24 protein-coding genes are annotated in these 23,581 nt (G+C 75.1%); 12 read left to right on the top strand and 12 right to left on the bottom strand.

The window, feature by feature from the left end; genetic code table 11:
* The first annotated feature begins 6 nt into the window (after positions 1 to 6).
* Genes J0910_RS25250 through J0910_RS25240 form a run of 3 tightly spaced genes read left to right on the top strand, consistent with a single transcriptional unit; the run spans position 7 to position 3,634 of the window.
* On the top strand, positions 7 to 1,221 hold the full coding sequence (locus tag J0910_RS25250; protein WP_420161037.1) for an acyl-CoA dehydrogenase family protein: 1,215 nt from the start codon (positions 7 to 9) through the stop codon (positions 1,219 to 1,221).
* 13 nt (positions 1,222 to 1,234) lie between these two features.
* Entirely contained in the window at positions 1,235 to 2,224 is a 990-nt protein-coding gene (locus J0910_RS25245; protein ID WP_420161036.1) for a LysR family transcriptional regulator, read from the top strand.
* Positions 2,225 to 2,278: 54 nt separating this feature from the next.
* Positions 2,279 to 3,634 (top strand): tetratricopeptide repeat protein, encoded by a 1,356-nt coding sequence (locus J0910_RS25240; protein WP_420161035.1) that lies wholly within the window; start codon positions 2,279 to 2,281, stop codon positions 3,632 to 3,634.
* 196 nt (positions 3,635 to 3,830) lie between these two features.
* Here J0910_RS25240 and J0910_RS25235 read toward each other — a convergent pair whose 3' ends face one another.
* Positions 3,831 to 4,166, bottom strand: coding sequence for a YnfA family protein (locus J0910_RS25235; protein WP_420161034.1), 336 nt, complete (start codon positions 4,164 to 4,166; stop codon positions 3,831 to 3,833).
* 392 nt (positions 4,167 to 4,558) lie between these two features.
* Between J0910_RS25235 and J0910_RS25230 the strand changes: the two genes are divergently transcribed.
* Positions 4,559 to 4,951 (top strand): hypothetical protein, encoded by a 393-nt coding sequence (locus J0910_RS25230; RefSeq protein ID WP_420161033.1) that lies wholly within the window; start codon positions 4,559 to 4,561, stop codon positions 4,949 to 4,951.
* Positions 4,952 to 5,112: 161 nt separating this feature from the next.
* Here J0910_RS25230 and J0910_RS25225 read toward each other — a convergent pair whose 3' ends face one another.
* Positions 5,113 to 5,646, bottom strand: coding sequence for a DinB family protein (locus tag J0910_RS25225; protein ID WP_420161032.1), 534 nt, complete (start codon positions 5,644 to 5,646; stop codon positions 5,113 to 5,115).
* Between the two features lie 152 nt (positions 5,647 to 5,798).
* On the opposite strand from J0910_RS25225, the gene J0910_RS25220 reads away from it, so the two are divergent.
* Positions 5,799 to 6,596, top strand: coding sequence for a hypothetical protein (locus J0910_RS25220; protein ID WP_420161031.1), 798 nt, complete (start codon positions 5,799 to 5,801; stop codon positions 6,594 to 6,596).
* A gap of 258 nt (positions 6,597 to 6,854) precedes the next feature.
* Here the strand turns inward: J0910_RS25220 and J0910_RS25215 are convergent, their stop codons facing one another.
* Entirely contained in the window at positions 6,855 to 9,437 is a 2,583-nt protein-coding gene (locus J0910_RS25215) for a sensor histidine kinase (protein ID WP_420161030.1), read from the bottom strand.
* A gap of 222 nt (positions 9,438 to 9,659) precedes the next feature.
* Here J0910_RS25215 and J0910_RS25210 point away from each other — a divergent pair, with 222 nt between their 5' ends.
* The 6 genes from J0910_RS25210 (at position 9,660) to J0910_RS25185 (ending at position 15,193) form a co-directional block, all read left to right on the top strand.
* Positions 9,660 to 9,812, top strand: coding sequence for a hypothetical protein (locus J0910_RS25210; protein ID WP_420161029.1), 153 nt, complete (start codon positions 9,660 to 9,662; stop codon positions 9,810 to 9,812).
* A complete protein-coding gene (locus tag J0910_RS25205; protein WP_420161028.1) occupies positions 9,809 to 9,898 on the top strand; it encodes a potassium-transporting ATPase subunit F in 90 nt (29 codons plus the stop codon). The genes J0910_RS25210 and J0910_RS25205 overlap by 4 nt, the downstream gene beginning before the upstream one ends.
* Positions 9,898 to 11,610 (top strand): potassium-transporting ATPase subunit KdpA, encoded by a 1,713-nt coding sequence (kdpA, locus tag J0910_RS25200; RefSeq protein WP_420161027.1) that lies wholly within the window; start codon positions 9,898 to 9,900, stop codon positions 11,608 to 11,610. The genes J0910_RS25205 and kdpA overlap by 1 nt, the downstream gene beginning before the upstream one ends.
* Positions 11,611 to 11,623: 13 nt before the next feature.
* On the top strand, positions 11,624 to 13,807 hold the full coding sequence (gene kdpB, locus J0910_RS25195; RefSeq protein WP_420161026.1) for a potassium-transporting ATPase subunit KdpB: 2,184 nt from the start codon (positions 11,624 to 11,626) through the stop codon (positions 13,805 to 13,807).
* Position 13,808: 1 nt separating this feature from the next.
* Positions 13,809 to 14,378, top strand: coding sequence for a K(+)-transporting ATPase subunit C (kdpC, locus tag J0910_RS25190; RefSeq protein WP_420161025.1), 570 nt, complete (start codon positions 13,809 to 13,811; stop codon positions 14,376 to 14,378).
* A gap of 110 nt (positions 14,379 to 14,488) precedes the next feature.
* A complete protein-coding gene (locus tag J0910_RS25185; protein WP_420161024.1) occupies positions 14,489 to 15,193 on the top strand; it encodes a response regulator in 705 nt (234 codons plus the stop codon).
* 10 nt (positions 15,194 to 15,203) lie between these two features.
* On the opposite strand, the gene J0910_RS25180 is transcribed toward J0910_RS25185, so the two are convergent.
* The 4 genes from J0910_RS25180 to J0910_RS25165 form a co-directional block, all read right to left on the bottom strand.
* On the bottom strand, positions 15,204 to 15,551 hold the full coding sequence (locus J0910_RS25180; protein WP_420161023.1) for a VOC family protein: 348 nt from the start codon (positions 15,549 to 15,551) through the stop codon (positions 15,204 to 15,206).
* A 59-nt stretch (positions 15,552 to 15,610) separates the two neighbouring features.
* The gene (locus tag J0910_RS25175; protein ID WP_420161022.1) at positions 15,611 to 15,781 is read right to left on the bottom strand and encodes a glycine zipper domain-containing protein; all 171 of its coding nucleotides are present in this window, start codon (positions 15,779 to 15,781) and stop codon (positions 15,611 to 15,613) included.
* A gap of 380 nt (positions 15,782 to 16,161) precedes the next feature.
* Positions 16,162 to 16,863, bottom strand: coding sequence for a carbonic anhydrase (locus tag J0910_RS25170; protein WP_420161021.1), 702 nt, complete (start codon positions 16,861 to 16,863; stop codon positions 16,162 to 16,164).
* 482 nt (positions 16,864 to 17,345) lie between these two features.
* A complete protein-coding gene (locus tag J0910_RS25165; RefSeq protein WP_420161020.1) occupies positions 17,346 to 18,512 on the bottom strand; it encodes a sensor histidine kinase in 1,167 nt (388 codons plus the stop codon).
* Between the two features lie 121 nt (positions 18,513 to 18,633).
* On the opposite strand from J0910_RS25165, the gene J0910_RS25160 reads away from it, so the two are divergent.
* On the top strand, positions 18,634 to 19,266 hold the full coding sequence (locus J0910_RS25160) for a GNAT family N-acetyltransferase (protein ID WP_420161019.1): 633 nt from the start codon (positions 18,634 to 18,636) through the stop codon (positions 19,264 to 19,266).
* Positions 19,267 to 19,293: 27 nt separating this feature from the next.
* Here the strand turns inward: J0910_RS25160 and J0910_RS25155 are convergent, their stop codons facing one another.
* The 5 genes from J0910_RS25155 to J0910_RS25135 all read right to left on the bottom strand — a co-directional run bounded on the left by J0910_RS25155 (position 19,294) and on the right by J0910_RS25135 (position 23,491).
* The gene (locus tag J0910_RS25155) at positions 19,294 to 19,833 is read right to left on the bottom strand and encodes a hypothetical protein (RefSeq protein ID WP_420161018.1); all 540 of its coding nucleotides are present in this window, start codon (positions 19,831 to 19,833) and stop codon (positions 19,294 to 19,296) included.
* A 204-nt stretch (positions 19,834 to 20,037) separates the two neighbouring features.
* A complete protein-coding gene (locus J0910_RS25150) occupies positions 20,038 to 20,166 on the bottom strand; it encodes a hypothetical protein (RefSeq protein WP_420161017.1) in 129 nt (42 codons plus the stop codon).
* Between the two features lie 135 nt (positions 20,167 to 20,301).
* Positions 20,302 to 21,858 carry a tripartite tricarboxylate transporter permease gene (locus tag J0910_RS25145; RefSeq protein WP_420161016.1) on the bottom strand — a complete coding sequence of 519 codons (1,557 nt, stop codon included), beginning with the start codon at positions 21,856 to 21,858 and terminating at the stop codon, positions 20,302 to 20,304.
* A complete protein-coding gene (locus J0910_RS25140) occupies positions 21,858 to 22,502 on the bottom strand; it encodes a tripartite tricarboxylate transporter TctB family protein (RefSeq protein ID WP_420161015.1) in 645 nt (214 codons plus the stop codon). The genes J0910_RS25145 and J0910_RS25140 overlap by 1 nt, the downstream gene beginning before the upstream one ends.
* Entirely contained in the window at positions 22,502 to 23,491 is a 990-nt protein-coding gene (locus tag J0910_RS25135) for a Bug family tripartite tricarboxylate transporter substrate binding protein (protein WP_420161014.1), read from the bottom strand. The genes J0910_RS25140 and J0910_RS25135 overlap by 1 nt, the downstream gene beginning before the upstream one ends.
* Between the last annotated feature and the right edge of the window lie 90 nt (positions 23,492 to 23,581).

The following is a 23,581-nucleotide window of genomic DNA, read 5'->3' as shown; positions in this document are numbered from 1 at the left end:
CCCGCCGTGATCGACCCCGACGTCCTCTCCCTGCCCTTCGACGAGTACCTGGCCCGCGTCGCGGCGCTCACCGACGACCTGCTGATCCCCTCCGAGGAGGAGATGGTGCGCACCGGAGAGGTGCCGCCCCGCGTCATGGACGCGCTGGCCGCCAACGGCCTCTTCGCCGTCTCCATCCCCCGCGAGTACGGCGGCCTCGGCTGGTCGATGAGCCGGCAGACCGCGCTGACCATGGAGTTCACCCGCGCCTCGTGCGTCTACCGCTCCCGGTTCTCCACCGTGATCGGGCTGTGCTCGCAGGGGATCCTCGACCACGGCACCGAGCGGCAGCGCCGCGAGCTGCTGCCCCGGATGGCCGCCGGCGAGCTGGTGACCGCCTTCGCGCTCACCGAGCCGGAGGCCGGGTCGGACGCGGGCGCCCTGGAGACCACCGCCGCGCCGGCCGGCGGGGGATGGGTCCTCAACGGCCGCAAGCGCTACATCACCAACGCCCACTGGGCGGACCTCCTGGTCGTCTTCGCGCGCAGCGACCCCGGGTCGTCCGGGACCGACGGCGTCTCGGCCTTCCTGGTCGAGCGGACCGCCCCGGGCGTCACCACCCGCGTCCCCGAGCTGATGAACGGCCACGCCGAGGGGCCGGTCGCCGAGATCGACCTGGCCGGCGTCGCCGTCGGCGGCGACGCGCTGGTCGGCGACGAGCCGGGCCGCGGTTTCGCGATGGCCCTGCGCGGCATCAACCACGCCCGGCTGCACGTCGCGGCGACCTGCATCGGCCAGGCCACCCGGATGCTGGAGGAGACGGCGCGGCACGTCAACGGCCGGCACCAGTTCGGGGCCGCGCTCGGCGAGCTCGGAGCCGTCCAGGCCGAACTGGGGCGCTGCTTCAGCGAGCTGGAGGCCGGCCGCGCGCTGACCCTGGAGGCCGCGCGCGCCTTCGACGGCGGCGAGGTGCCGCGGCACCGGATCGCCGCGGCGAAGCTCTACTGCTCCGAGATGGCGAGCCGGGTGGGGGACCGCTGCGTCCAGCTGCTCGGCGGGGCCGGCATCGTCGGCCCCCACCCCGTCCCGCGGATGTGGCGCGACGTGCGGGCGCTGCGGATCTACGAGGGCTCCTCGCCGATCCACGAGCGCAACCTCGGCCGCGCGGTGACCCGGAGGGTCGCCCGGGACGGCGTGCTCCCCGACACCTACCGGGCGACCCGGCCGAACGCGGCCCTGTGATACTGATCCGGTCATGGACCTCCGCCAGCTCGAGCACTTCGTCGCGGTCGTGGAGCGCGGTGGGCTGAGCCGCGCCGCGGAGCACCTCTTCATGTCCCAGCCGGCGCTGTCGCAGTCGATCCGGGCCCTGGAGCGCGAACTCGACGTGGCCCTCTTCCACCGGACCGGCCGCCGGCTCGCCCCCACCACCCCCGGCGAGCTGCTGCTCCCGCACGCCAAGCGGGTGCTGGACGACGTCGTCGCCCTCCGCGACGCCATGGGGAGGGTGCGCACCCTGGAGGAGGGCGCGATCAGCGTCCTGTGCGTGCCGGAGATGTCGGCCGAGGCGGTCGCGGCGTGGACCAGCAGGTTCGTCGCCCGGCACCCCCGGATCCGGCTCGACATCGCCGACGTCTCCTCGCAGGCGGAGATGGTCGACGCCGTGGTCGGCGGCCGGGTCGACCTCGGCTTCGCGCTGCGCCCGGCCGAGCGCCCCGACGTCGCGTTCGTCCCGCTCGGCGTGCAGCGGCTGCTGCTGGTCCGGCCCGGGGCGGGACGGACCGCCGGCGAGCCCGGGGAGGGGCGCGGCCGCGAGGTGCTGCCGCTCTCCGACATCGGCGACCTTCCCCTGGTCACCCGGCACCGCGGCGACCACGAGGCCGAGCCCGACCCGGTCCTCGCGGCGCTGCGGGAGCACGGTGCCGACATCGCGATCGGCGCCACCGTGCCCAGCCGCACCGCGCAGCTCAACTTCGTGCTCGGCGCGGGGTTCCAGGCGTTCCTACCGCTCCGCCTGGCCCTGGCCGCGCACGACGCGGGCGCCGAGCTGATCGAGACCTCGCCCACGCTGGAGGCGGAGTTCGGCATCGTGCACCGGGCCGGCCCGCCCGCCCCCGCCTCGGAGCGGCTGATCGCCGAGGTCGGGGCCGCCCTCAGCGCCTGGTTCGACGACCTCGACGCCCGCCTGGCCGCCGGGATGAGCCTGGTCGATGCGGCACTCGCCGGCCACACCGACGGGTTCTGACCCGGCACCGCTCCGGCGGAGGGGGAGGGGCGGCCCCTCTGGCACACTTCCGGCATGGACGACATCGCGGAGATCGAGCGCCGGGCCCGGGACGGGGACCCGAGGTCGGCGTACCGGCTGGGGCTGGCCTACAACCGGCGCAAGGAGTTCGACCAGGCCGAGCTCTGGCTGGCCCAGGCGGCCCACCTCGGGGAGCGGGAGGCCGGGCTCAACCTCGGGCGGCTGCTGCTCCGCCGGAAGAGGGCGGCGGACGCCGAGGGCTGGTTCCGGTGGGCCGCCGACGCCGGCGACCCGTGGGGGATGATCGAGCTCGCCCGGGTCTGCCGGAAGGCCGGCCGGACGGACGAGACGGAGCAGCGCCTCCGCGCGGCCTACGACGCCGGGGAGCCCACCGCCGCCCACCTGCTCGGCAGGCTCAGCGCGGAGCAGGGCCGGGACGGCGACGCCGAGCACTGGCACCGGGCCGCGGCCGGGATGTGGCACACCGAGTCCCTGCTGGACCTGGGGCGGATCGCGGAGCGGGGGAAGCGCCTGGATGAGGCGGAGGCGTTCTACCGCTGGGCCGCCGGGACCGGGGTCCCCGGGGCCGAGCGGGAACTGGGGCTCTTCCTCCACGGGGTGCGGAACCGGCCGGAGGAGGGCGCGGAGCGGCTGATCGCCGCGGCCGAGGCCGGGGACCGGCGGGCGGCCAAGGCGCTCGGTTCCCTGTGCGAGAAGGACGGGCGGCACGAGGAGGCCGAGCGGTGGTACCGCGGCGCGGCCGAGGCGGAGGCCGAAGGGGCCGCGCTGGAGCTGGGCCGGTTCCTCTTCGCCCGGAGCCGGTTCGAGGAGGCGGAGCCGTGGCTGCGCAAGGCGGCCGACGCCGGCAGCGCCAAGGCGCTGTACATCCTCGGCGTGCTCCTCCACGAGGGGCTGGACCGGCCGGAGGAGGCGGAGCAGGCCTATCGGGGCGCCGCCGAGGCCCGGTTCCCCGGTGCGATGCGCCGCTACGCGATGTGCCACGACAAGCGCGGCGACCGGGAGGGCGCCATCCGCCTGATGCACGCCGCCCTGGAGCAGGGGGACGAGCAGGCCGCGCTCTACCTGGCCACGCTCCACTCCGACGCCGGCCGCAAGGAGGAGTCCGAGCGGTGGTACCGGGACGCGGTCGGGCGGGGCGTCCCGCGCGCCAGGCGGTTCTACGGGCGCTCGCTGCTGGCCCGGGGGCGCCCGGACGAGGCCGAGCAGCAGCTCCGCGCGGCCGTCGCCGACGGCGACCGGGAGGCCGGGCAGTACCTGGAGAGAGCGGTGGCGGAGCTGGAGCGGAAGCGGGCGCAGGAGCGGCAGGCCGCCGAAGAGCGGGCCCAGGCGTCACCGCAGGCCCCGGAGCAGCGGCCGCGGGGATGGAAGGGCTGGATGCGGCGGGGCTGACCCCGCCGCCCGGTGCCGGCCCCGGCGGCCGTCCCGGCGCGCCGCTGTCCGGCCGCCGAGACGGGGCGCGGGGCCCGGTGCCGAGCCCTGCCCCCCAGGAGGGCCCGCCGCCGGACGGCGCGGCCGCGGCCCTCCCGGGCCTGAGGACCGCCGACCGGGGCGCCCCCTCGGCCCGGCGGTCCGGCGGGGCGGACGGTCAGCCGCCGCGCGGGGCGTACATGATGACCGCGACGCCGATCAGGCAGATCAGCGCGCCGATCACGTCGAAGCGGTCCGGGCGGAACCCGTCCATCACCATGCCCCAGGCCAGCGAGCCGGCGATGAAGACGCCCCCGTAGGCGGCCAGCACCCGGCCGAAGTGCGCGTCCGGCTGGAACGCGGCGGCGAACCCGTACAGCCCCAGGGCGGCCACCCCGGCGCCGATCCACAGCAGCCCGCGCTGCTCGCGCACGCCCTGCCAGACCAGCCAGGCCCCGCCGATCTCGAACAGGGCGGCGATGGCGAACAGCAGGACCGACTTCACCGAGAGCATGCGCGGGTCTTTCCGGAAGGGACGAGAGGGCGACCGGGCCGGCGCCCCGGTCAGGGTGCGCCCGCCCCCGTCGAGGATAGGCCGGAGGGCGGGCCGCCTCCCTTTCCCCGGGCCGCCCGCCGGATGATCCGCCCGCGGCCACCGGACATCTGCGAGAATGAGGGGTTCGTTATCCTATATCGGGATTCCGTTTTCCCTCTGTCGCATACCGTGTGAACCGGTGGCGCCGATATTCCCGGGCGCAAGGTCTTTCGAGGACTGCCGGACGTTCCCCCGGGGCGGCTTCCCCAATCTCCTTCCGGTGCCCGCTTCGGGCCACTCTTCTGTTCCTTTCCCGGCCTTGTCGCGCGGGGGCGGCCCGGGCCATGATCATCTGTATGGGAAATCGGAGGGTGAGTAAGCCTTGGAAATACTGGGGATACTTCTTCCTGGTCGGTGCGGGACTGTTCTGGTTCAATCCGGCGGCGTCGCCGCTCTCCTGGTTGCTGGTGGCCGTGGTGTCGACATTCTATTTCACCTTCCAGGTCCCCATTCCCTGCGGCGCTCCGACCCGGAGGGGCGAGGAGCGGTGCCGGAACAACGCCTACGGTCTGCTCAAAGGGTGCCACCTGCAATCGCATAAATGGCAGAAGGTCAAACCGGTGAAGGGGGGAAAGGGGGTCCGGGATGCGATGGGGCAGGTGGTCGCCTTCTGGCAGGGGGCGTTCGCCCTCTTCGCCGATATGGCCTCCGTCGTTTCGGCGGTGGCGGCGATCCTCGTGTACTTCATCCCCTCGGCGGCGTGAGGCGCGGGCCGCGGTCTCCTCCGGCCCCCGGCCCGTCCCGGCCGGAACGGGAGCGAAGGGCGGGGCACGGGCCGGCGGTGACTTTTCGGGACCGTCTTCGGGCGGGTCCCCGGCGCGGTGGTGCGGGGCGGCGCACCATGGCCGGGACCGCGGGCCGGACCTCAGCCGGACGGGCGCAGCCGGTAGAGGTGGTGCACCATGCCGATCTCCGCGACGTTCTTGGCCAGCTCGATGTTGAGCCAGCCGGCGACGGCGGACAGCGGCCGCCCCGCGCCCCAAGGCAGGCCCGCCGTCCGGTCCGCGGAGTCCAGCTCGGCGTCGGAGAGGGAGAGCAGGCCGGCGCGCCACTCCTCCTTCAGCCCGTGCAGCCGCTCGGCGGCCGCCTCGGCCCCGCCCGGCCAGGTGATCTCCTCCCGCTCGGGCGCGCCGCCGTGCAGGCAGTGCCCGATCGTGGTGGTCCACCAGTAGTCCATGTGCCAGGTCAGCCAGCCGATGGTGAGGGCCGGCACCGGGTCGGGCTCCGGTACCTGCCAGTCCGGCCGCCAGCGCCCCTCGGCGTCCGGGCGGACGGTCCAGGCGCCCGGGGCCGGCTCCCACAGGCAGGCCGCGTCGTCGATGCCGGCGGAGTGGTGTTCGAACAGGGCCCAGGCGATGTCGAGCTGCCCGGTCAGCAGCTCCGCTCTCAGAGTGGTCACCGCCGGAGCATCGCAGCGCCCCCCGGATCGGGCAACGCGTTTCCCCGGTCGTCAGGTGCACCGCCGGAGGGGCGGGAGAATGGGGCGGTACCGGGCCGGGGACGCGGTGCGGGGCGCCGCGCCGCGCGCATCCGAGGCGCAGGGGGAGCGACGTGGAGTTCCAGAAGAGGCGCGGGCCGATCTTCGGGATCGGCCTGCCGGCGGCAGGGCTCGGCGGCCTGGGGACCGTGCTGCTGGCGGGCTGGTTCCTCGCCGGAGGGGAGCCGCCGCTCCCGCTGTTCCTGGCGCCGGTGGCCCTGGCGGCCGGCATGGCCGCGGTCGTCTACGGCATGCGGCCGTTCCGGCTGCGGATCGACGCCAACGGCATCACCATCCGGAACCCGCCGGAGGGCCTGGACGCCTTCGTGCCCTGGACGCACATCGCCGCGGTGACCGTGGAGCGCGGGCCCGGGGAGGCGGAGGAGGCCGCCCCCTGCGTGCTGCTCTGGCCGGCGCCCGGCGCCGACCTGGGGGCCGAGCCGGGCTTCCGCCGCGACGGCCGCCCCGCCTACCTGCTCGGCCGGACCGGCGAGATCGCCGGCCCGGAGGCCCGCATCCTCACCGCCGTCGCCGAGTTCGGCGGCCGCCGCCCGAGCCCGGAACCGGAGCGGCGGCAGGCTCCGCAGCCGCCGCAGGCACCCCCCGGGCAGGCGCCCCGCCCGCCGCACGGTCCTCCGCAGCCCCACCCCGGCCAGGCCCCTCCGCCCGCCCCCTCCCGGTGGCCGGGACCGCCCCAGGGCCGCCCGCCGCAGCCGTATCCCGGTCCGTACGGGCCGCAGCGGCAGGGACCGCCGCAGCACCGTCCGCCGCAGGCCCCGCCGGGGCAGGGGCCCTATCCGCCGCAGGGTCCTCCGCCGGGCCGCCCGCCGCAGGACGGAGGGCACCCGCGGTACGGGCCGCCCGGTTTCTAGCCCGCCGAGAACACCGGGAGAGCGCCGGCGGGAAGGGCGCGCTCCGGCCGCCCGCCGGCAGAGCCGCGCTGCCGGGGCCATCGGACGCGGGACGGGAGGCGGGACGTTTCCGGTCACCCCTCCTCCCCGACCGCTCCACCCGCGGCGGGGCGGAGGGGCGGGCGGGAGCGCGGCGGGCGCCGATGCCGCCCCCGCCTTCCGCCCTGATCGGCGGCGCCGGACCGCCCGCCCCGGCCGCGCGGCCGCGGCCCGGCCGGGTCAGCCCCGGGCCGCGTCCCGGGTCGGTGCCGGGTTCCCGGCGAGGCGTCCCGGGGCGGCGTCCGCGGCGGGCAGGGTGATCTTCATGGTCAGGCCGCCGCCCGGGGTGGTCTCCGGCTCCAGGGTGCCGCCCATGGCCTCGGTCAGGCCGCGGGAGAGCGCCAGGCCCAGCCCCAGGCCGGTGGTGTTGTCGCTGTCGCCGAGGCGCTGGAACGGGACGAAGAGGCGGTCCCGCTGCTCCTCGGGGACGCCCGGTCCGTGGTCGGCCACCCGCAGTTCGACGGTGTCGTCGCCCTCGGCCGCGGTGATCCGCGGCGGGCGGCCGGCCGGGCTGAACCGCAGCGCGTTGCGGACCACGTTGACCAGGACCCGCTCCAGCAGGCCGGCGTCGGCGCGCACGGTCGGCAGGCCCGCGGGCAGCTCCACGCGGACGTCCCGGCCCTCCGCGCCGAACTCCCCGAGCACGTAGGGCAGGCTGTCGGCGAGGTCCAGCTCGACCGGGGAGACGCCGAGCACCCCGGACTGCAGCCGGCTCATGTCCAGCAGGTCCCCGACCAGCCGGGTGAGCAGGTCCAGCGACTCGTCCGCGGCGCACAGCAGCTCCTCGCGGTCCTCCGCGGAGAAGCGCACCTCCTTGCTGCGCAGGCTGGTCACCGAGGCCTTGGCGGAGGCGAGCGGGGTGCGCAGGTCGTGGCTGACCGCCGCGAGCAGCGCGGAGCGCATCCGGTCGGCCTCGGCCAGCGGCTTCGCGGTCGCCGCCTCGGCGGCCAGCCGCTCCTGGCGCAGGGCGAGCGCGGCCTGGGCGGCGAACGCCTCGACGATGCGCCGGTCGCCGGCCTCCAGCGGGCGCCCGCGCAGCACCAGGCTGAGCGAGTCGTCCACGGGCACCTCGGCGTCGCCCTCGCCCGGCGCGCCGCATACCGGGCCGCCGACGGACGCCGCCACCTCCCACGACTGCGGGTCCTGCCGCAGCTCGGGCCCCTTCGGGACGCCCGGCCGCCGCTCCAGCAGGGCGACCGAGTCCAGGCCGAAGCCCTCCCGGAGCCGCTCCAGCAGCGCGCGCAGCGGGCTGTCCCCGCGCAGCACGCTGCCGGCGACGGCGGCCAGCGTCTGGGCCTCCGCGCCGGCCCGTGCCGCCTCCCGGGTGCGCCGCGCCGCGCGGTCCACCACGATGCTCACCGACACCGCCACGATCAGGAAGACCACCAGGGAGAGGGTGTTCACCTCGGCGGCGATGGTGAGCGAGTGGTAGGGCCGGGTGTAGAGGAAGTTGAGCAGCAGGAAGCCGCCGACCGCCGCCGACACCGCCGGCCACATCCCGCCGACCAGCGCGGTCCCGGTGACCGCGCCCAGCACCAGCAGGATCCCGGCGGCCAGCGAGCTCTCGGCGTGCGGCATCTCCAGGGTGAACAGCGCGGCCGGCAGGACCGCCAGTGCCAGCGCGAACCCGGCCAGCCGCCTGCGCCGGGAGACCGCCTCCCCGGGGGCGGGCTGCAGGTCCCGGCCGACCTCCTCGTGCGTGACCAGGTGCACGTCGATCGGCCCGGACATGGCGGCGGTGGTGACGCCGACGCCGGGCGAGAACAGGTGGGCGAGCCGCTTGCGCCGGCTCGCGCCCAGTACCAGCTGGGTGGCGTTGACGCCGCGCGCGAACTCGATCAGCGCGGTGGGGACGTCGTTGCCGAGCACCTGGTGGTAGCTGCCGCCCAGGTCCTCCACCAGGCCCCGCTGCTCGGCGAGCAGCCGCGGGTCCGCGCCGACCAGGCCGTCGCCCCGGGTGACGTGCACCGCCATCAGGTCGGCGCTCTTGGCGCGGGCGGCGATCCGGGCGGCCCGCCGGATCAGCGACCGCCCCTCCGGCCCGCCGGTCAGCGCGACGACCACCCGCTCCCGGGCCTCCCAGGGCGTGGCCACCTCGTGCTCGGCGCGGTACCGGTCGAGCTGGTCGTCGACCTTGTCGGCCAGCCAGAGCAGGGCCAGTTCGCGCAGCGCGGTGAGGTTGCCGACCCGGAAGTAGTTGCCCAGCGCGGCGCCGACCTTCTCCTGCCGGTAGACGTTGCCGTGCGCCATCCGCCGGCGCAGCGCCTCGGGGGCCATGTCGACCAGCTCCACCTGGTCGGCCTGGCGGACCCAGGCGTCGGGCACCGTCTCCCGCTGGGGGACGCCGGTGATCTCCTCCACCACGTCGTTGAGCGACTCCAGGTGCTGGATGTTGAGCGTGGACAGCACGGTGATGCCGGCCTCCAGCAGGGCGTCGATGTCCTGCCAGCGCTTGGCGGCGCCGGAGCCGGGGACGTTGGTGTGCGCCAGCTCGTCCACCAGGGCCACCTGGGGCCTGCGGGCGAGCACCGCCTCCAGGTCCATCTCCTCGAAGGCGCCGCCGCGGTAGTGGACGGTCCGCCGCGGGACGGCCTCCAGGTCGCCGACGGCCTCGGCGGTCCGGTGGCGGCCGTGCGTCTCCACCACGCCGATGACCACGTCCGCACCGCGCTCGCGGCGGCGGTGCGCCTCGTTCAGCATCGCGTAGGTCTTGCCGACCCCCGGTGCCGCGCCGAGGTAGATGCGCAGTTGCCCGCGTGGCATTGCGGACCCCCTTTCCGCGCCCATTCTTCCTGCTCGGGGCGGGGGCGGATGGCGATATGGCGCTAATAAGCCGCTAATTCGGCGTTATCGGGCGCTAAGAGAGCGCTGTGATGCCCCGGCCGCCCTTCCGGCCGGGAGCAGAGTCTCCTCCGGCGCCTGCGGGCGCCCTGATCGATGGAGAGCCGCCGGCCCGGTGCCGGCGGCCGGAAGGAGACCGACGAGATGGCCGACATCGTGCTCGTGCTGACCGCCGGCGTGTTCTTCGCCCTGTGCGTGTTCTACGTCCGCGGCTGCGAGCGGATCGTCGACGGCGGCACCGCCGCCGGCGGCGCAGCCGGCACCGACCCCCGGGAGTCCGGGGTGAACCCCTCATGAGCTGGGAGAACGCACTGGCGTTGCTGATCGCCGCCCCCGTGGCCTGCTACCTGGCCTACGCCCTGCTGCACCCGGAGAGGTTCTGATGTCGATCGAGGGCTGGCTCCAGTTCCTCCTGCTGGTCGCGGTGGTGCTCGCCACGGCGCCGCCGCTCGGGCGCTACATCGCCCGCGTCTACGGTGACGAGCGCACCGCCCCGGGCGACCGGGTGCTGCTGCCGGTGGAGCGGGCCGTCTACCGGCTCTGCCGGGTCGACCCCGGCCGCGAGCAGCACTGGACCGGGTACGCGCTGGCGGTGCTGGCGTTCACCGCGGTCTCGTTCGGCCTCCTCTACGCCCTGCTGCGGCTGCAGGGGGCGCTTCCGCTCAACCCGCTGGGCCTGCCCGGGGTCGAGCCGAGGATCGCGTTCAACACCGCGGTCAGCTTCGCCACCAACACCAACTGGCAGACCTACGCCGGCGAGGCGGTGATGAGCCCGCTCTCCCAGATGGCCGGGCTCGGCGTGCAGAACTTCGTGTCCGCCGCGGCGGGCATGGCGGTGATGGCCGCGTTCATCCGCGGCCTGGCCCGGCGCGGCACGGCCACCCTGGGCAACTTCTGGGTCGACCTGGTCCGGGGCACCCTGCGCATCCTGCTGCCGATGTCCTTCCTGACCGCGCTCTTCCTGGTGAGCCAGGGCACGGTGCAGAACTTCGCGGGCAAGGTCGCGGTGACCACCGCGGAGGGAGCCGAGCAGCTGATCCCGGGCGGCCCGGCGGCGAGCCAGATCGCGATCAAGCAGCTGGGCACCAACGGCGGCGGGTTCTTCGACACCAACTCGGCGCACCCGTTCGAGAACGCCACCGCGCTCGGCAATTTCGTCGAGACCTGGGCCATCCTGGTCATCCCGTTCGCCCTGGCGTTCGCCTTCGGGCACCTGGTGGGCGACCGGCGCCAGGGGCGCGCGGCCTTCGGGATCATGCTCGGCGTCTGGGCCTCCATGAGCACCGCCGCGATGCTCTTCGAATCGGCCGGGAACCCGCTGCTCACCGCGCTGGGGGTGGACCAGTCCGGCTCCGCGCTGCAGTCCGGCGGATCGATGGAGGGCAAGGAGGTCCGGTTCGGGCCGGCGGCCTCCGGGCTGTGGGCGGCGAGCACCACCGGCACGTCCAACGGGTCGGTCAACGCCATGCACGACAGCTTCACCCCGCTCGGCGGCGGCACCGCCCTGCTGCACATGCTGTTCGGCGAGGTCAGCCCCGGGGGCGTGGGGGTCGGACTGAACGGCCTGCTGATCATGGCGATCCTCGCCGTGTTCATCGCCGGGCTGATGGTCGGCCGGACCCCGGAGTACCTGGGCAAGAAGATCGGCGCGACCGAGATCAAGCTGGTCATGCTCTACCTGCTGGCGATGCCCGCGGTGGTGCTCGGCTTCTCCGCGGTCTCCGCGGTGTCCGGCGGGGCCCTCTCCTCGCTCGGCAACGGCGGCCCGCACGGCCTGACCGAGATCCTCTACGCCTACGCCTCGACCGCCAACAACAACGGCTCCGCCTTCGGCGGCCTGGACGCCACCACCTGGTGGTACGCGGTCACCGCCGGGCTGGCCATGCTCGCCGGCCGGTTCTTCCTGATCATCCCGGTGCTGGCCGTCGCGGGCGCGCTGGGCCGCAAGAAGCCCGTCCCCGCATCGGCCGGCACCCTGCCCACCCACACGCCGCTCTTCGGCGGCATGGTCGTCGGCGTCGTGGTGATCGTCGCCGGCCTCACCTTCTTCCCGGCCCTGGCGCTCGGCCCCGTCGTCGAGCACCTCTCCCTCTGAGAGCTGGCACCCCATGAGAGACGACCTGAACCCGGCCTCCCCCGAGCCGTCCGGCTCGGTGCGGACCCAGGAGCCCCCCGAGGCGCACCCGGGCGCGGCCCCGGCGCACGCCCCCGGCGGGGGCGAGCGGGACCGGCCCCCGCTGCCCCGGCGCTCCCTGCTCGACGGCCCGATCGTGCGCCGCGCCCTGGCCGACGCGGTGAAGAAGCTGCACCCGCGGGTGCAGCTGCGCAACCCGGTGATGTTCACCGTGCTGGCCGGCAGCGCGCTGACCACCGTCCTCCTCCTCGCCGGGCTGCCCGGCGGCACGGCGCGGGAGAACCTCTTCGGGGCCCTGGTGGCCCTGGTCCTCTGGTCCACCGTGCTGTTCGCCAACTTCGCCGAGGCGATGGCGGAGGGGCGGGGCAAGGCCCAGGCCGCCGCGCTGCGCACGGCGCGCGCCGCGGCGACGGCCAGGCGGCTCCGCGCGGGCGCCCTGGAGGAGGTGCCCGCGACCGAGCTGCGGGTCGGCGACGAGTGCGTGGTGGCCGCGGGCGAGGTCATCCCCGGCGACGGCGACGTCGTCGAGGGCATCGCCAGCGTGGACGAGTCCGCCATCACCGGTGAGTCCGCGCCGGTGATCCGCGAGTCCGGCGGCGACCGGTCCGCGGTCACCGGCGGCACCACCGTGCTCTCCGACTCGATCACCGTCCGGATCACCGCCGCGCCCGGCTCCACCTTCCTGGACCGGATGATCGCGCTGGTCGAAGGGGCGGACCGGAAGAAGACCCCGAACGAGATCGCGCTGGACATCCTGCTCGCCGGGATGGCGCTGATCTTCCTCGGCGCGGTGGTGACCCTGCAGCCCTTCGCGCTCTACTCCGGCGCCGAGCAGAGCGTCACCGTGCTGATCGCGCTGCTGGTCTGCCTCATCCCGACCACGATCGGCGCGCTGCTCTCGGCGATCGGCATCGCCGGGATGGACCGCATGGTGCAGCGGAACGTGCTCGCCAGGTCCGGCCGGGCGGTCGAGGCCTCCGGCGACGTCGACACCCTGCTGCTGGACAAGACCGGCACCATCACCCTGGGCGACCGGCAGGCGTCCGACCTGGTTCCGCTCGCCGGCGTGCCCGCCGAGCGGCTCGCGGCCGCCGCGCACCGCTCCAGCCTGGCCGACGAGACGCCCGAGGGGCGCTCCATCGTCGACCACACCGAGCGGCGGTACGGCATCGCACCGGTCACCGGCCCCGCCGCGCCGGGCGGCTCCGAGGTGCCCGTCCCGTTCACCGCGCAGACCCGGATGAGCGGTGCGGACGGCGGCGGCAGGCGCGTCCGCAAGGGCGCGGTGGACGCGGTGCGCCGGTGGGTCGCCGAGTCCGGCGGCACGGTCCCCGGCGAGCTGGACGAGCTCGCCGCGGCCATCGCCGGCGCCGGCGGCACCCCGCTGGCGGTCGCCGAGGCCGAAGGGGGCGCCGCACCCCGGGTACTCGGCCTGGTCCACCTCGCCGACGTGGTGAAACCCGGCATCCGGGAGCGCTTCGACCGGCTGCGCGCGATGGGCATCCGCACCGTCATGGTCACCGGCGACAACCCGCTGACCGCCAAGGCCATCGCGGACGAGGCCGGTGTGGACGAGTTCCTCGCCGAGGCCAGGCCGGAGGACAAGCTCGCGCTGATCCGCGCCAAGCAGGCCGAGGGCGCCCTGGTCGCGATGGCCGGCGACGGCACCAACGACGCCCCGGCGCTGGCCCAGGCCGACGTCGGGGTGGCGATGAACACCGGCACCCAGGCGGCCAAAGAGGCCGGGAACATGGTCGACCTCGACTCCGACCCGACCAAGCTGATCGAGGTGGTCGAGGTCGGCAAGCAGCTGCTCATCACCCGCGGCGCGCTGACCACCTTCTCCATCGCCAACGACGTGGCCAAGTACTTCGCCATCATCCCGGCGATGTTCTCCGGGGTGCTGCCGGCCCTGGACGGGCTGAACATCATGGGCCTGGCCTCGGCGGAGTCGGCGATCCTGTCCGCGGTGGTCTTCAACGCGCTGGTGATCGCGGCCCTGGTGCCGCTCTCGCTGCGCGGCGTGCGGTTCCGCGCCGAGAGCGCGGCCCGGCTGCTCCGCCGCAACCTGCTCGTCTACGGGCTGGGCGGGCTGATCACCCCGTTCATCGCGATCAAGCTCATCGACCTGCTCATCTCCTCGCTGGGAGTGTTCTGACATGCTCCGCCACCTGATCGCCGCCGCCGGGATGCTGGCGGTCCTCACCGTGATCACCGGCGCCGCCTACCCCCTGGCGGTGACCGGCGCCGCCCAGGCCCTGTTCCCGGAGCGGGCGAACGGCTCCGTCCTCGAACGGGAGGGCGAACCGGTCGGCTCGGAACTGCTCGCCCAGTCCTTCACCGGGCCCGGCTACTTCCACCCGCGCCCCTCGGCCGTGGACTACGACGCCGCGGACAGCGGCGGGAGCAACCTCGGCCCCTCCAGCCCGGAGCTGCTGGACGGCGTCGAGGAGCGGGCCGAGGCCTACCGGGAGGAGAACGGCCTGGCCGCCGGCGCTGAGGTGCCGGTGGACGCGGTCACCGCCTCCGGCTCCGGACTCGACCCGCACATCTCGCCGGCCAACGCCCGGATCCAGGCCGACCGCGTCGCGCGGGCGCGCGGGCTCGACCGGGCCGAGGTGCTGGAGCTGGTCGAGGAGTCCACCGACGGGCGGGCGCTGGGCGTCCTCGGCGAGGAGGGCGTCAACGTGCTCAAGGTGAACCTGGCCCTGGACGGGGCGGCCGGCTGACCGGGCGGGGGCGGCGCGCCGCCCCCGCCCGGCGCATAGCATCGATGGCCGGCGAGAGGCCGCCGGGCCCGCACCGCCCGCGGTACCGGCGGCTAGGACGGAACGGACTGATGGAATCGGCACCCAGGGTGCTGGTCGTCGACGACGACCCGCGCATCCGCAAGACGTTCGATGTGAACCTGCGGGCCCGCGGCTACACCGCGGACTTCGCCGGCACCGGGGAGCAGGCGCTCCAGCTGGCCGCCGGCCGGCACCCCGACGCCGTCCTGCTCGACCTCGGGCTGCCCGGGATGGACGGGCTGGACGTGGTCCGCGGGCTGCGCGGCTGGTCGGACGTGCCGATCGTGGTGCTGACCGGCCGGGACACCGAGGCGATGAAGGTCGAGGCGCTCGACCTCGGCGCCGACGACTACATCACCAAGCCGTTCGCGATGGACGAGCTGTTCGCCCGGCTCCGCGCGGCGATGCGGCGCGCCGCCCCGCCGGAGGAGGAGCCGGTGGTGGAGACCGCCCACTTCACCGTGGACCTGCCGGCCAAGCGGGTGCTCCGGGACGGTGAGCGGGTCCGGCTCACCCCCCGCCAGTGGCACATCGTGGAGACCCTGGTGCGCAACGCCGACCGGCTGGTCACCCACGAGCGGCTGCTCCAGGAGGTGTGGGGCCCGTCCTACGGGCGGGAGACCAACTACCTGCGGGTCTTCATGTCGCAGATCCGCGCGCGGCTGGAGCCCGAGCCGCACCGGCCGCGCTACTTCATCACCGAGCCCGGCATGGGCTTCCGCTTCGTCCCCGGCGAGGGGGCGCCGCGGCGGTGACCGCGCGCGGTCAGCGGTGGGCCGGTGCGTTGACCACCCTGCCGTCGGGGTCGCGGACGAAGAAGCGGCGCACGCCCCACTCCTCGTCCTGCAGCGGGTGCACGATCTCCGCGCCGGCGGCGAGCATCGCGGCGTGGGCGGCGTCCGCGTCGTCCACCTCGATGCTCATGTCCGGCACGGCCGGCGCGGTGGCGTCGGAGGTCATGACGCTCACCTGCGCCCCGGGCGCCTCGGGCGAGGCCATCGTCGCGATCCAGCCGTGGTCCATGGCCTCCTCCAGGCCGAGGAGGCCGTAGAACTCCTTGCCGCGGTCGGCGTCTGCGGTCTGCACGTTGGGCACGATGCGCCGGACGGCCACCGGGCGCCCCTTCCGTCGCGGGCCGCCTTCCTACCCCGGGGGTGTGACAGGGGAGGGGCTCACTCCGCCCCGTCCGCCTTCCCGCGGTCGGTGCCCCACCAGGAGAACGCGGAGCCGAAGGCCAGGCCGAGGGCGATGCCCACCCCGATGTTGTCCAGCGCCGTGCCGAGCGCGATGCCGAGGGCGATTCCGACGCCCAGCCCGAGGGCGAGGTTCGGCTTCTTCTTCACAGGTCCCCCTCTCTCTCCGCGCCGGCGGAACGCTCCGCCGCGCCGCGGTCCCTCCTAGGACTCCGCCCGGCCGCCGCGGGTTCCATCGGGCGCCGGGCAGAGTCTGACCAGCGGAGAGAAGCAAGGACAGGCCTCCCTCTCATCGCCTGAACGGAGGTGGCCGCGGAGAGGCGGGTGCACGCGCTCGGCCGGAGCCCGGCCCGCTGATCTCGGGGGCCGTTCCGGCGGCGGCCCTCGCCCCCTGCGGCTTCCACCTGCGAGAGGTGCTGCGGCCGCGGGCGCCGGTGCTCTTCCCCTGACGGGCGGGGCCGCCGCCCGGCCGAGAGCCTGCCGGGGAAGTGGGGCGGCGCGGGCGGGGCGGCCCGCCCGCGCCCGGTCGGCTACAGGAAGTTCACCTTCGAGGAGTCCAGCTCGTAGCGGGCCGGCGAGATCCGGAGCCGGCCGGAGCCGACGGCGCCGCTCAGCTCGGGGTCGGCGGCCAGTTCGTCGGCGATGTAGCGGGAGTTGGCGGAGACGCAGGCGTCGATGAAGGCGTCGGTGCCGTCGTCGGGCACCGACTCGATCGCCGGGAGGATCCGCTTCACCATGTAGCCGATGTGCCCGCCGGGCATCGGCGCGCCCCGATGCACCTCCACGGCGGCGGTGACCGCGCCGCAGGAGGCGTGCCCGAGCACCACGACCAGTGGGATGTGCAGGTGGTTCGCGCCGTAGGAGATGCTGGCCAGCACCGAGGAGTCCAGCACCTCGCCGGCGGAGCGGACGCCGAACAGGTCGCCCAGCCCGCGGTCGAACACCAGCTCGACGGGGACGCGCGAGTCGGCGCAGCCGAGCACCAGGGCGAACGGCTTCTGCCCGGCGACCAGCTCCTGTCTGCGCGCCTTGCTCTCGTTGGGGTGGGTCTGCGCGTAGGTCCGCCAGCGCTCGTTGCCCTCCTTGAGCAGCCGCAGCGCCTCACCGGGGCCGGCCGCTCCGCCGGCCGAGGCGTCGGCCCAGGCCGGAGCCGCGCCGAGGCCGCCGCTGAACAGCAGCCCCGCTCCGCCGGCCAGTGACGCGGTCAGAGCGCTCCGCCGTGATACCGCCATGGGGGTACCTGTCCTTCCAACAGGGGATCGCCCGCCCATCGGCCGGGCGGGCGAATGGCGTTGGAAATCTAGGCCGAAAGCCCCGAAAGCGGCATTCAGTGCTTTCTTCGGGTGTGGAATAAAACCGCTCTTACATTCTGTAAGCGGGAAGCGGGTCGCGTTCCGGGAGCGCTCCCGGGCCAAGTGCACTCCGCAACCGGGTGGGCGCAATCGGTGAGAATGGGGGTGGAATCGGTGTCCATGTTCATTTTTCGGTCACACAGAGGCGCCGTTCGGCTCCTCTCCGCCGCCGTTCCTTTGGAGGGGATCCCCCGGCGTGGCCGTATGCGGACACGGTGTTCCTCCGCGACCAGTGCCGATCCGTTCGGATTCCGCTCCGCGGGCGGGGTAAGGCCCGTTGCGGATGCCGGAAAAGGAGCCGTCCGATTCCGCGCCCCCGGGCGCGCGGCGCGGCCGGGCCCGCCGGAAGGCGAGCGGCCGGCCTACCGCTCCGGCGGCTCCTGGTGCGGGATGCGCGCCCGGACCGACCAGCCGCGGCCGCCGTCGCCGGGGCCGTAGGCCAGCGCCCCGCCCAGCGCCTCGACCCGCTCGGCCATCCCGGGCAGCCCGGAACCGGACCCCTCGGAGGGGCGGCCGGCGGCGGAGGCGCCCGCGCCGTCGTCGGCGACCGCGACCAGCAGCGCGTCCTCCTCGGCGGCCACCTCCACCCGCAGCGACGCGGCACCGGAGTGCCGCAGGGCGTTGGTCACCGCCTCCTGCACCACCCGGTAGGCGGTGAGCGCGGCGGCGGGGCGCAGCACCTCGGTGTCCCCGCGCACCTCCAGCTCCGCGTCGACGCCGGCGGCGCGGGCCGAGGCGATCAGGTCGTCCAGCCCGCTCAGGCCGGGCGGCGGCTCCGGCTCCCGCCCGCCGGGGGAGGCGCGCAGCACCCGGATGGTGCTGCGCAGGTCGCGCATGGCCTCCCGGTTGGCGGCGCGCACCTGCTCGATCGCCTCCTTGGCCTGCTTCGGGTCGCCGTCGATGCTGTGCGCGGCCACGCCCGCGTGGATGCCGATCACGGTCACCGTGTGGGCCAGCACGTCGTGCAGGTCGCGGGCGGTGCGCAGCCGCTCGGCCGCGGTGCGCTGGCGGCGCTCGCGCTCGGCCGCCTCCAGCCGCCGCGCGGTCTCCTCGCGCAGCGCCCGCCGGCCGCGGACCAGCTCGGCGAGGAGCGGCAGCAGGGCGAGGATCGCGCCGTGCTGCGCCATGTCCGCCGCGGCCTCGACCGGGGTCTCCGGGCCCGCGCCGAGGATCCGGGCCGGCAGTTCGAGGACGACCAGGGAGCCCGCGGTGCCCAGCGCCCACCACCGGTGCCCGGCGAGGGCGGCGGTGAACAGCTGCACGCCGACCGCGGGTGCGGGGGAGAAGCCCGGCACGTCCAGCGCCATCACCACGGCGTAGCCGAGGGCGGCGCCGACCAGCGCGGTGCGCGGCGCGTGCCGGGCGGCGGCCGCCCAGGCGCCGACCGCCGCGAGGGCGCCGACGGCCGCCCCGTCGAGCGGCCGGGAGGGCCGGTCCCCGGAGGCGGCCGCGGCGAGCAGCATCAGCGCCGTCACCCCGACCGCCAGCGAGACGTCGATGAGGGGTCCGCGCCATTCTCGGCTGATCACGCCGACAGCGTAGTGACCCGGGCCCGCCGGCGGGGACGCGGCCTTCTTTCCGGCCCGCCGTATCCGGCGCGTGGCCCCGCCCTCCGGAGCGGGAAGACCAGGGGCGTGGGAGGGGGACGCCATGGGCGAGGAGAGGCGGAAGAGCGGAGCGGAGGGCGTGGAGGTCCGCGGGATGCACCGGGACGAGCTGCCCGAGGCGGTCGCGGTGCTCGCGCGCGGGATGCGGGACAACCCGCTGCACGTCGCCGCGTACGGGGAGGACCCGCACCGGCGCTGGCTGAGCCACGGGCGGTTGGTCGCCGGGCTGTTCTCGGTCTCGCAGGAGCTGGAGTTCCTGTGCGCGGTACGCGGCGGAGCCGTCCTCGGCGTCACCGCGGTCGCCCCGCCGGGGACCTGCCGGATGAGCCCGGGGCAGCGGCTGCGCATGCTGCCGCACCTGACGCGGCTCGGCCCGTCGGCGGCGCTGCGGGTGCTCTCCTGGACCGCGGCCTGGGGCGCCCGCGACCCCGACGAGCCGCACGCGCACCTCGGTCCGCTGGCGGTCGACGCGGGCCTGCAGGGGCGGGGCATCGGGTCGCTGATCATGCGGGAGCACTGCGCCCGGCTGGACCAGGCCGGGACCCTCGGCTACCTGGAGACCGACAAGGGCGTCAACGTGCGGTTCTACGAGCGCTTCGGGTACGAGGTCACCGAGGAGGCCCCGGTGCTCGGGGTGCCGAACTGGTTCATGTCCAGGCGCCCCGGGGCGCGGTGATGAGGCGGTGCGCCGCGGGGCCGACCGTCAGCGGAGGGCGCAGGTCAGCGGGGTGCACTCGGGGACGGGGCGGCCGGCCGCGTCGATGACCTCCCGGGAGCCGAGCGGGCTCTCCAGTCCGGCGTGCCCGGTGCCCCGCCCCGCGGCCCCGCCGGCCGCCGGGGTGATGCCCCCTGCGCAGTCGGCCAGCCCGGCCTCGCTGTAGACCTCGGTCACCGATACCCGGACGGTCGCGGAGTCTTCGGAGACCCGGACCGGGCCGATGCCGGTGCAGTCCCGGGCGGCGTAGACGAGGGTGATCCCGCCGTCCTCGGCCCGGTAGCCCTCGATCACCGTCCCGGTGGCCCCGTTGGTCCGCGCGGTGACCTCCACCGCGATCCGCTCCTCGGAGGGGGCGGCGCTCCCGGTCGCGGCCCACACCGCCGCGACCGCCGCCACCAGCAGCGCCCCGGCCACCGGGAGCGGCCCGAGGCCCCTGCCCCGGCCGCCGCTCTCCGCCTCGGTCTCCGCTCCGGCCGCCTTCAGGGCGGTGCTCTCCAGGGCGGTGCCGCCCGCCGTCCCGATCATGGAACCCCCTCCATCCCGGGCGGTCTCCGCCCGCCCGTTGCCGTTAGGACAGCGGGCGGGGTGTCCGGGTTGGCCGGTCCGCCTGGCCGGATACGGCCTCTGACCTGCGAAGACGGTGAGCCGTGCGGCTGATGGGGGAGAAGGGGCGGGCCGCCCGCGCGAGAGGAGGGCCGGAGAGTCGTGCGCGGGCGGCCCGGTCGGGGGTCAGCCGTGTCCCGGTGGGCCGGTGGCGGTCTTCCAGGGGGTGGGCAGTCGGCCGCCGGCGCGGAGGTGTTCGTCCAGGGCGGTGAAGGCGTCGTCGGCGGTCTGCTGGTTGAGGGCGCGTTCGGCCACCGTGCGGCCGCGTTCCTTGAGTGCGTCGGAGAGGCGGCCGTAAGGGGCCTTTGACCTGTGAGGCCATAGAAGGGCCGCACCACCGCAGGGAGGGGAGGGGCGGTGGTGCGGCCGGGGAAGGGGCCTGGGAACGGGTCAGGCCACCGGGGTCTCCTCGCTCTCGGGGGCGTCCTGCTCGGCCTTGCGGGCGCGGGCCTTGCGCACGGCCGAGAAGACCGAGAACGCCGCCGCCGCCAGCACCAGCACGTACAGGCCGATCGAGATGCCGCTGCCGACCAGGATCGACGGGTCCCCGGAGGACGCCGCCAGCGCGCGGCGCAGCTCAGTCTCGGCGATCGGCCCCAGCACCACGCCGATCAGCGCCGGGGCGACCGGGACGCCGAAGTGCCGCATCCCGAACCCGAGCACCGCGATCCCGACCGCCATCACCAGGTGCGCGATCGAGGAGTTGATCGCGTACACCGCCAGCACCGAGCAGACCGTGATGCCGGCGTACAGGTACGGCTTGGGCAGCTTCAGCAGCTTGGCCCAGAGCGGCGCGAACGGCAGGTTCAGCACCAGCAGCAGCACGCTGCCGACGAACAGGCTGGCCAGCAGCGTCCACACCAGGTCCGCGTCGCGCTCGAAGAGCATCGGCCCCGGCTGCAGCCCGTACTGCTGGAACGCCGCCAGCATGATCGCGGCCGTCGCCGAGGTCGGCAGGCCCAGCCCGAGCAGCGGCACCAGCGACCCGGAGGCGCTGCTGTTGTTGGCCGCCTCCGGCCCCGCCACGCCCTCGATGGCGCCCTTGCCGAACTCGCTCGGCTCGCCGCCGCGCCGCTCCCGGCGGGCCGCCAGCTTCCGCTCCAGCCCCAGCGAGAGGAACGTCGGGATCTCCGCGCCGCTCCCCGGGATCGGGCCGAACAGCGAGCCCAGCGCGGTGCCCCGGGCCCACGGGCCGGCCGAGCGCCGCAGGTCCCGCCTCTTCAGCCACGGCGTCCCGGTCTTGATCGCCTTCAGGTCCGGGGCCCTGTCCCCCCGGCTCGCCACGTACAGCACCTCGGCCAGCGCCAGCAGCCCCACCGTCACCACGATGACGTCGATGCCGTCCAGCATCACCGGCAGGCCGAAGTCGAACCGGGCCGCGCCGCTCTGCCCGTCGATCCCGGCCATCCCGATGACCAGGCCGATCAGCAGGGCGGCCATGCCGCGCAGCGCCGAACCGGAGACCACCGCGGCGATCGCCACGAAGGAGAACACGGTCAGCGCGAAGTACTCGCCCGGACCGAACTGCAGCGCCAGCGCCACCATCGTCGGCGAGAACAGCGCCACCACCAGGGTGCCGACCATGCTCGCGATGAACGAGCCGATCACCGCGGTGCCCAGCGCCTGGGCGGCCCGGCCGCCCAGCGCCATCTTGTGGCCCTCGTATGTGGTGGCGATCGAGGACGCCTGGCCCGGCGTGTTCAGCAGGATCGACGTGGTCGCCCCGCCGAACATCCCGCCGTAGTACACCCCGGCGAACAGGATGAACGCCGAGGTCGCGTCCATCCGGAAGGTCACCGGCAGCAGCAGCGCCACCGCCATCGCCGAGCCCATGCCGGGCAGCACGCCCACCGCGGTGCCCAGCAGCACCCCGAGGAACGCCCACATCAGGTTCACCGGGCTCAGCGCGTCCGCGAACCCCCCGAGGAGCAGGGAGAACGACTCCATCACGGGAACATCAACTCCAGTACGCCACCGGGCAGGGGCAGCCCCAGCCCGAGCGAGAAACCGACCTGGACGGCCGCGGACATCGCCAGCGCCACCACGGCGTCGCGCAGGTGGTCGCGGGCGCCGAACGCGTAGGCGACCGCCCAGAACAGCAGGGCGCCGGTCAGCAGCCACCCCAGCACCTGCAGCAGCGCGGCGGTCACCACCAGCGCGCCCAGCACGATCAGCACCGGCCGCCAGGCCACCGGCGGCAGCGGGGGCGCGGCGGACGGGCCGCGGCGGGCCACCCGCACGTTGACCACCGCCATGCAGGCGGAGAGCACCAGCAGCAGCGTCCCGACGACCGCGGGGAACACGGTCGGACCGGGCGGCGTGGCGTGCGGCGGCGGCTCGATGGTGGCCAGACCGGAGAGCGCCAGCAGGCCGAACGCGGCGGTCACCCCGGGGAACACCCAGGCGGACCGGCCGGTCCAGGGGACGGTCTCCGGGTCCGGCGCGGCGGGCTCCTCGGCCTGCGGGGCCTCGGGGGAGCCGGCGGAGGCCTCGGGGGGCGCGGCCGGCGCCGGGACGCCGGCCCCCGAGGCGGCGTCCTCCGCGCCGGCGCCGGAGGCGGCCTCCGCGGTCTCGGCGGTGCGCTCGGACATCACAGCCCCAGCTCCTTCACGGTCTCCTTGGTCATGGCGACCTCCTCGTCGAGGAACTCCTCGAACTCCTCACGCGACTGATAGGTGTCGGTCCAGCGGTTGCGCTCCAGGGTGTCGGCCCAGGAGGGGGAGTCGCGCAGCTCGGCGACGAGCTCTTCGAGCTTCGCCGTCTCCGCTTCGGTGAGGCCGGGCGGGGCGATCACCCCGCGCCAGTTGGACATCTCCAGCTCGTAGCCGGACTCGGTCAGGGTGGGCACGTCCACGCCCTCCAGCCGCTCGGGCGAGGAGATCGCCAGGGCCTTGACCTTGCCGCTCTCGATCTGGTCGGCGAAGTCGCTCAGCGTGGTGAAGCCGATGTCGGAGGTGCCGGAGAGCAGCGAGGTGAGCACCTCGCCGCCGCCCGCGTAGGGCAGGTAGTTGATGTCCTCCGGCGTGATGTCCATGCTCCGGGCGACCTGGGCGGCGAAGATCTGGTCCACCCCGCCCATCGAGCCGCCGGACACCGGGATCCCGCCCGGGTCGGCCTTCCAGGCCTCGGCCAGCTCGTTGATGTCGGAGTAGGGCGAGTCCGCGGGGACGACCACCACCAGGTACTCCGAGGCGAGCTGCGCGATGGGGGTGGCGTCCTCCATGGTGTGCTGCGACCCGGTGGTCTCCACCGCGCCGACCATGCCCAGCCCGGTCATGGTCAGCATGTTCGCCTGGCCGGCCCGGTTGACCGTCTGGGTCAGCCCGATGGTGCCGCCCGCGCCCTCGGCGTTCTGCACCTCGACGTTGAAGCGCAGCTCCTCCTCGCGCAAACCGTTCTGCATCTCCCGGGCGAGCAGGTCCCAACCGCCGCCGGGCGCGGCCGGGGCCACGAGCAGCATCTTCTCCGCCGCGCCGTCGCCGCTCTCGGCGCCGCGCGAGACGTCGACCAGCGCCAGGGCGACGAGCGCCGCCGCGGCGGCCCCGCCCGCGATGCGGGCCAGGGCACTGGGCATCCTCATCGGCATCCTTCCTCCGTGTATCGGTCCCGGCGCCGGTCACAGGACCGGGCAATGCGGGACACATGACAGTGTGAGGGGGGACACAGGCAA

Source organism: Nocardiopsis oceanisediminis, from assembly GCF_048595525.1.
In the GTDB taxonomy this organism is placed as follows: Bacteria; Actinomycetota; Actinomycetes; order Streptosporangiales; family Streptosporangiaceae; genus Nocardiopsis_A; species Nocardiopsis_A oceanisediminis.
The sequence above is the reverse complement of the archived record's forward strand: the minus strand, read 5'-3'. Positions and strand labels throughout refer to the sequence as shown.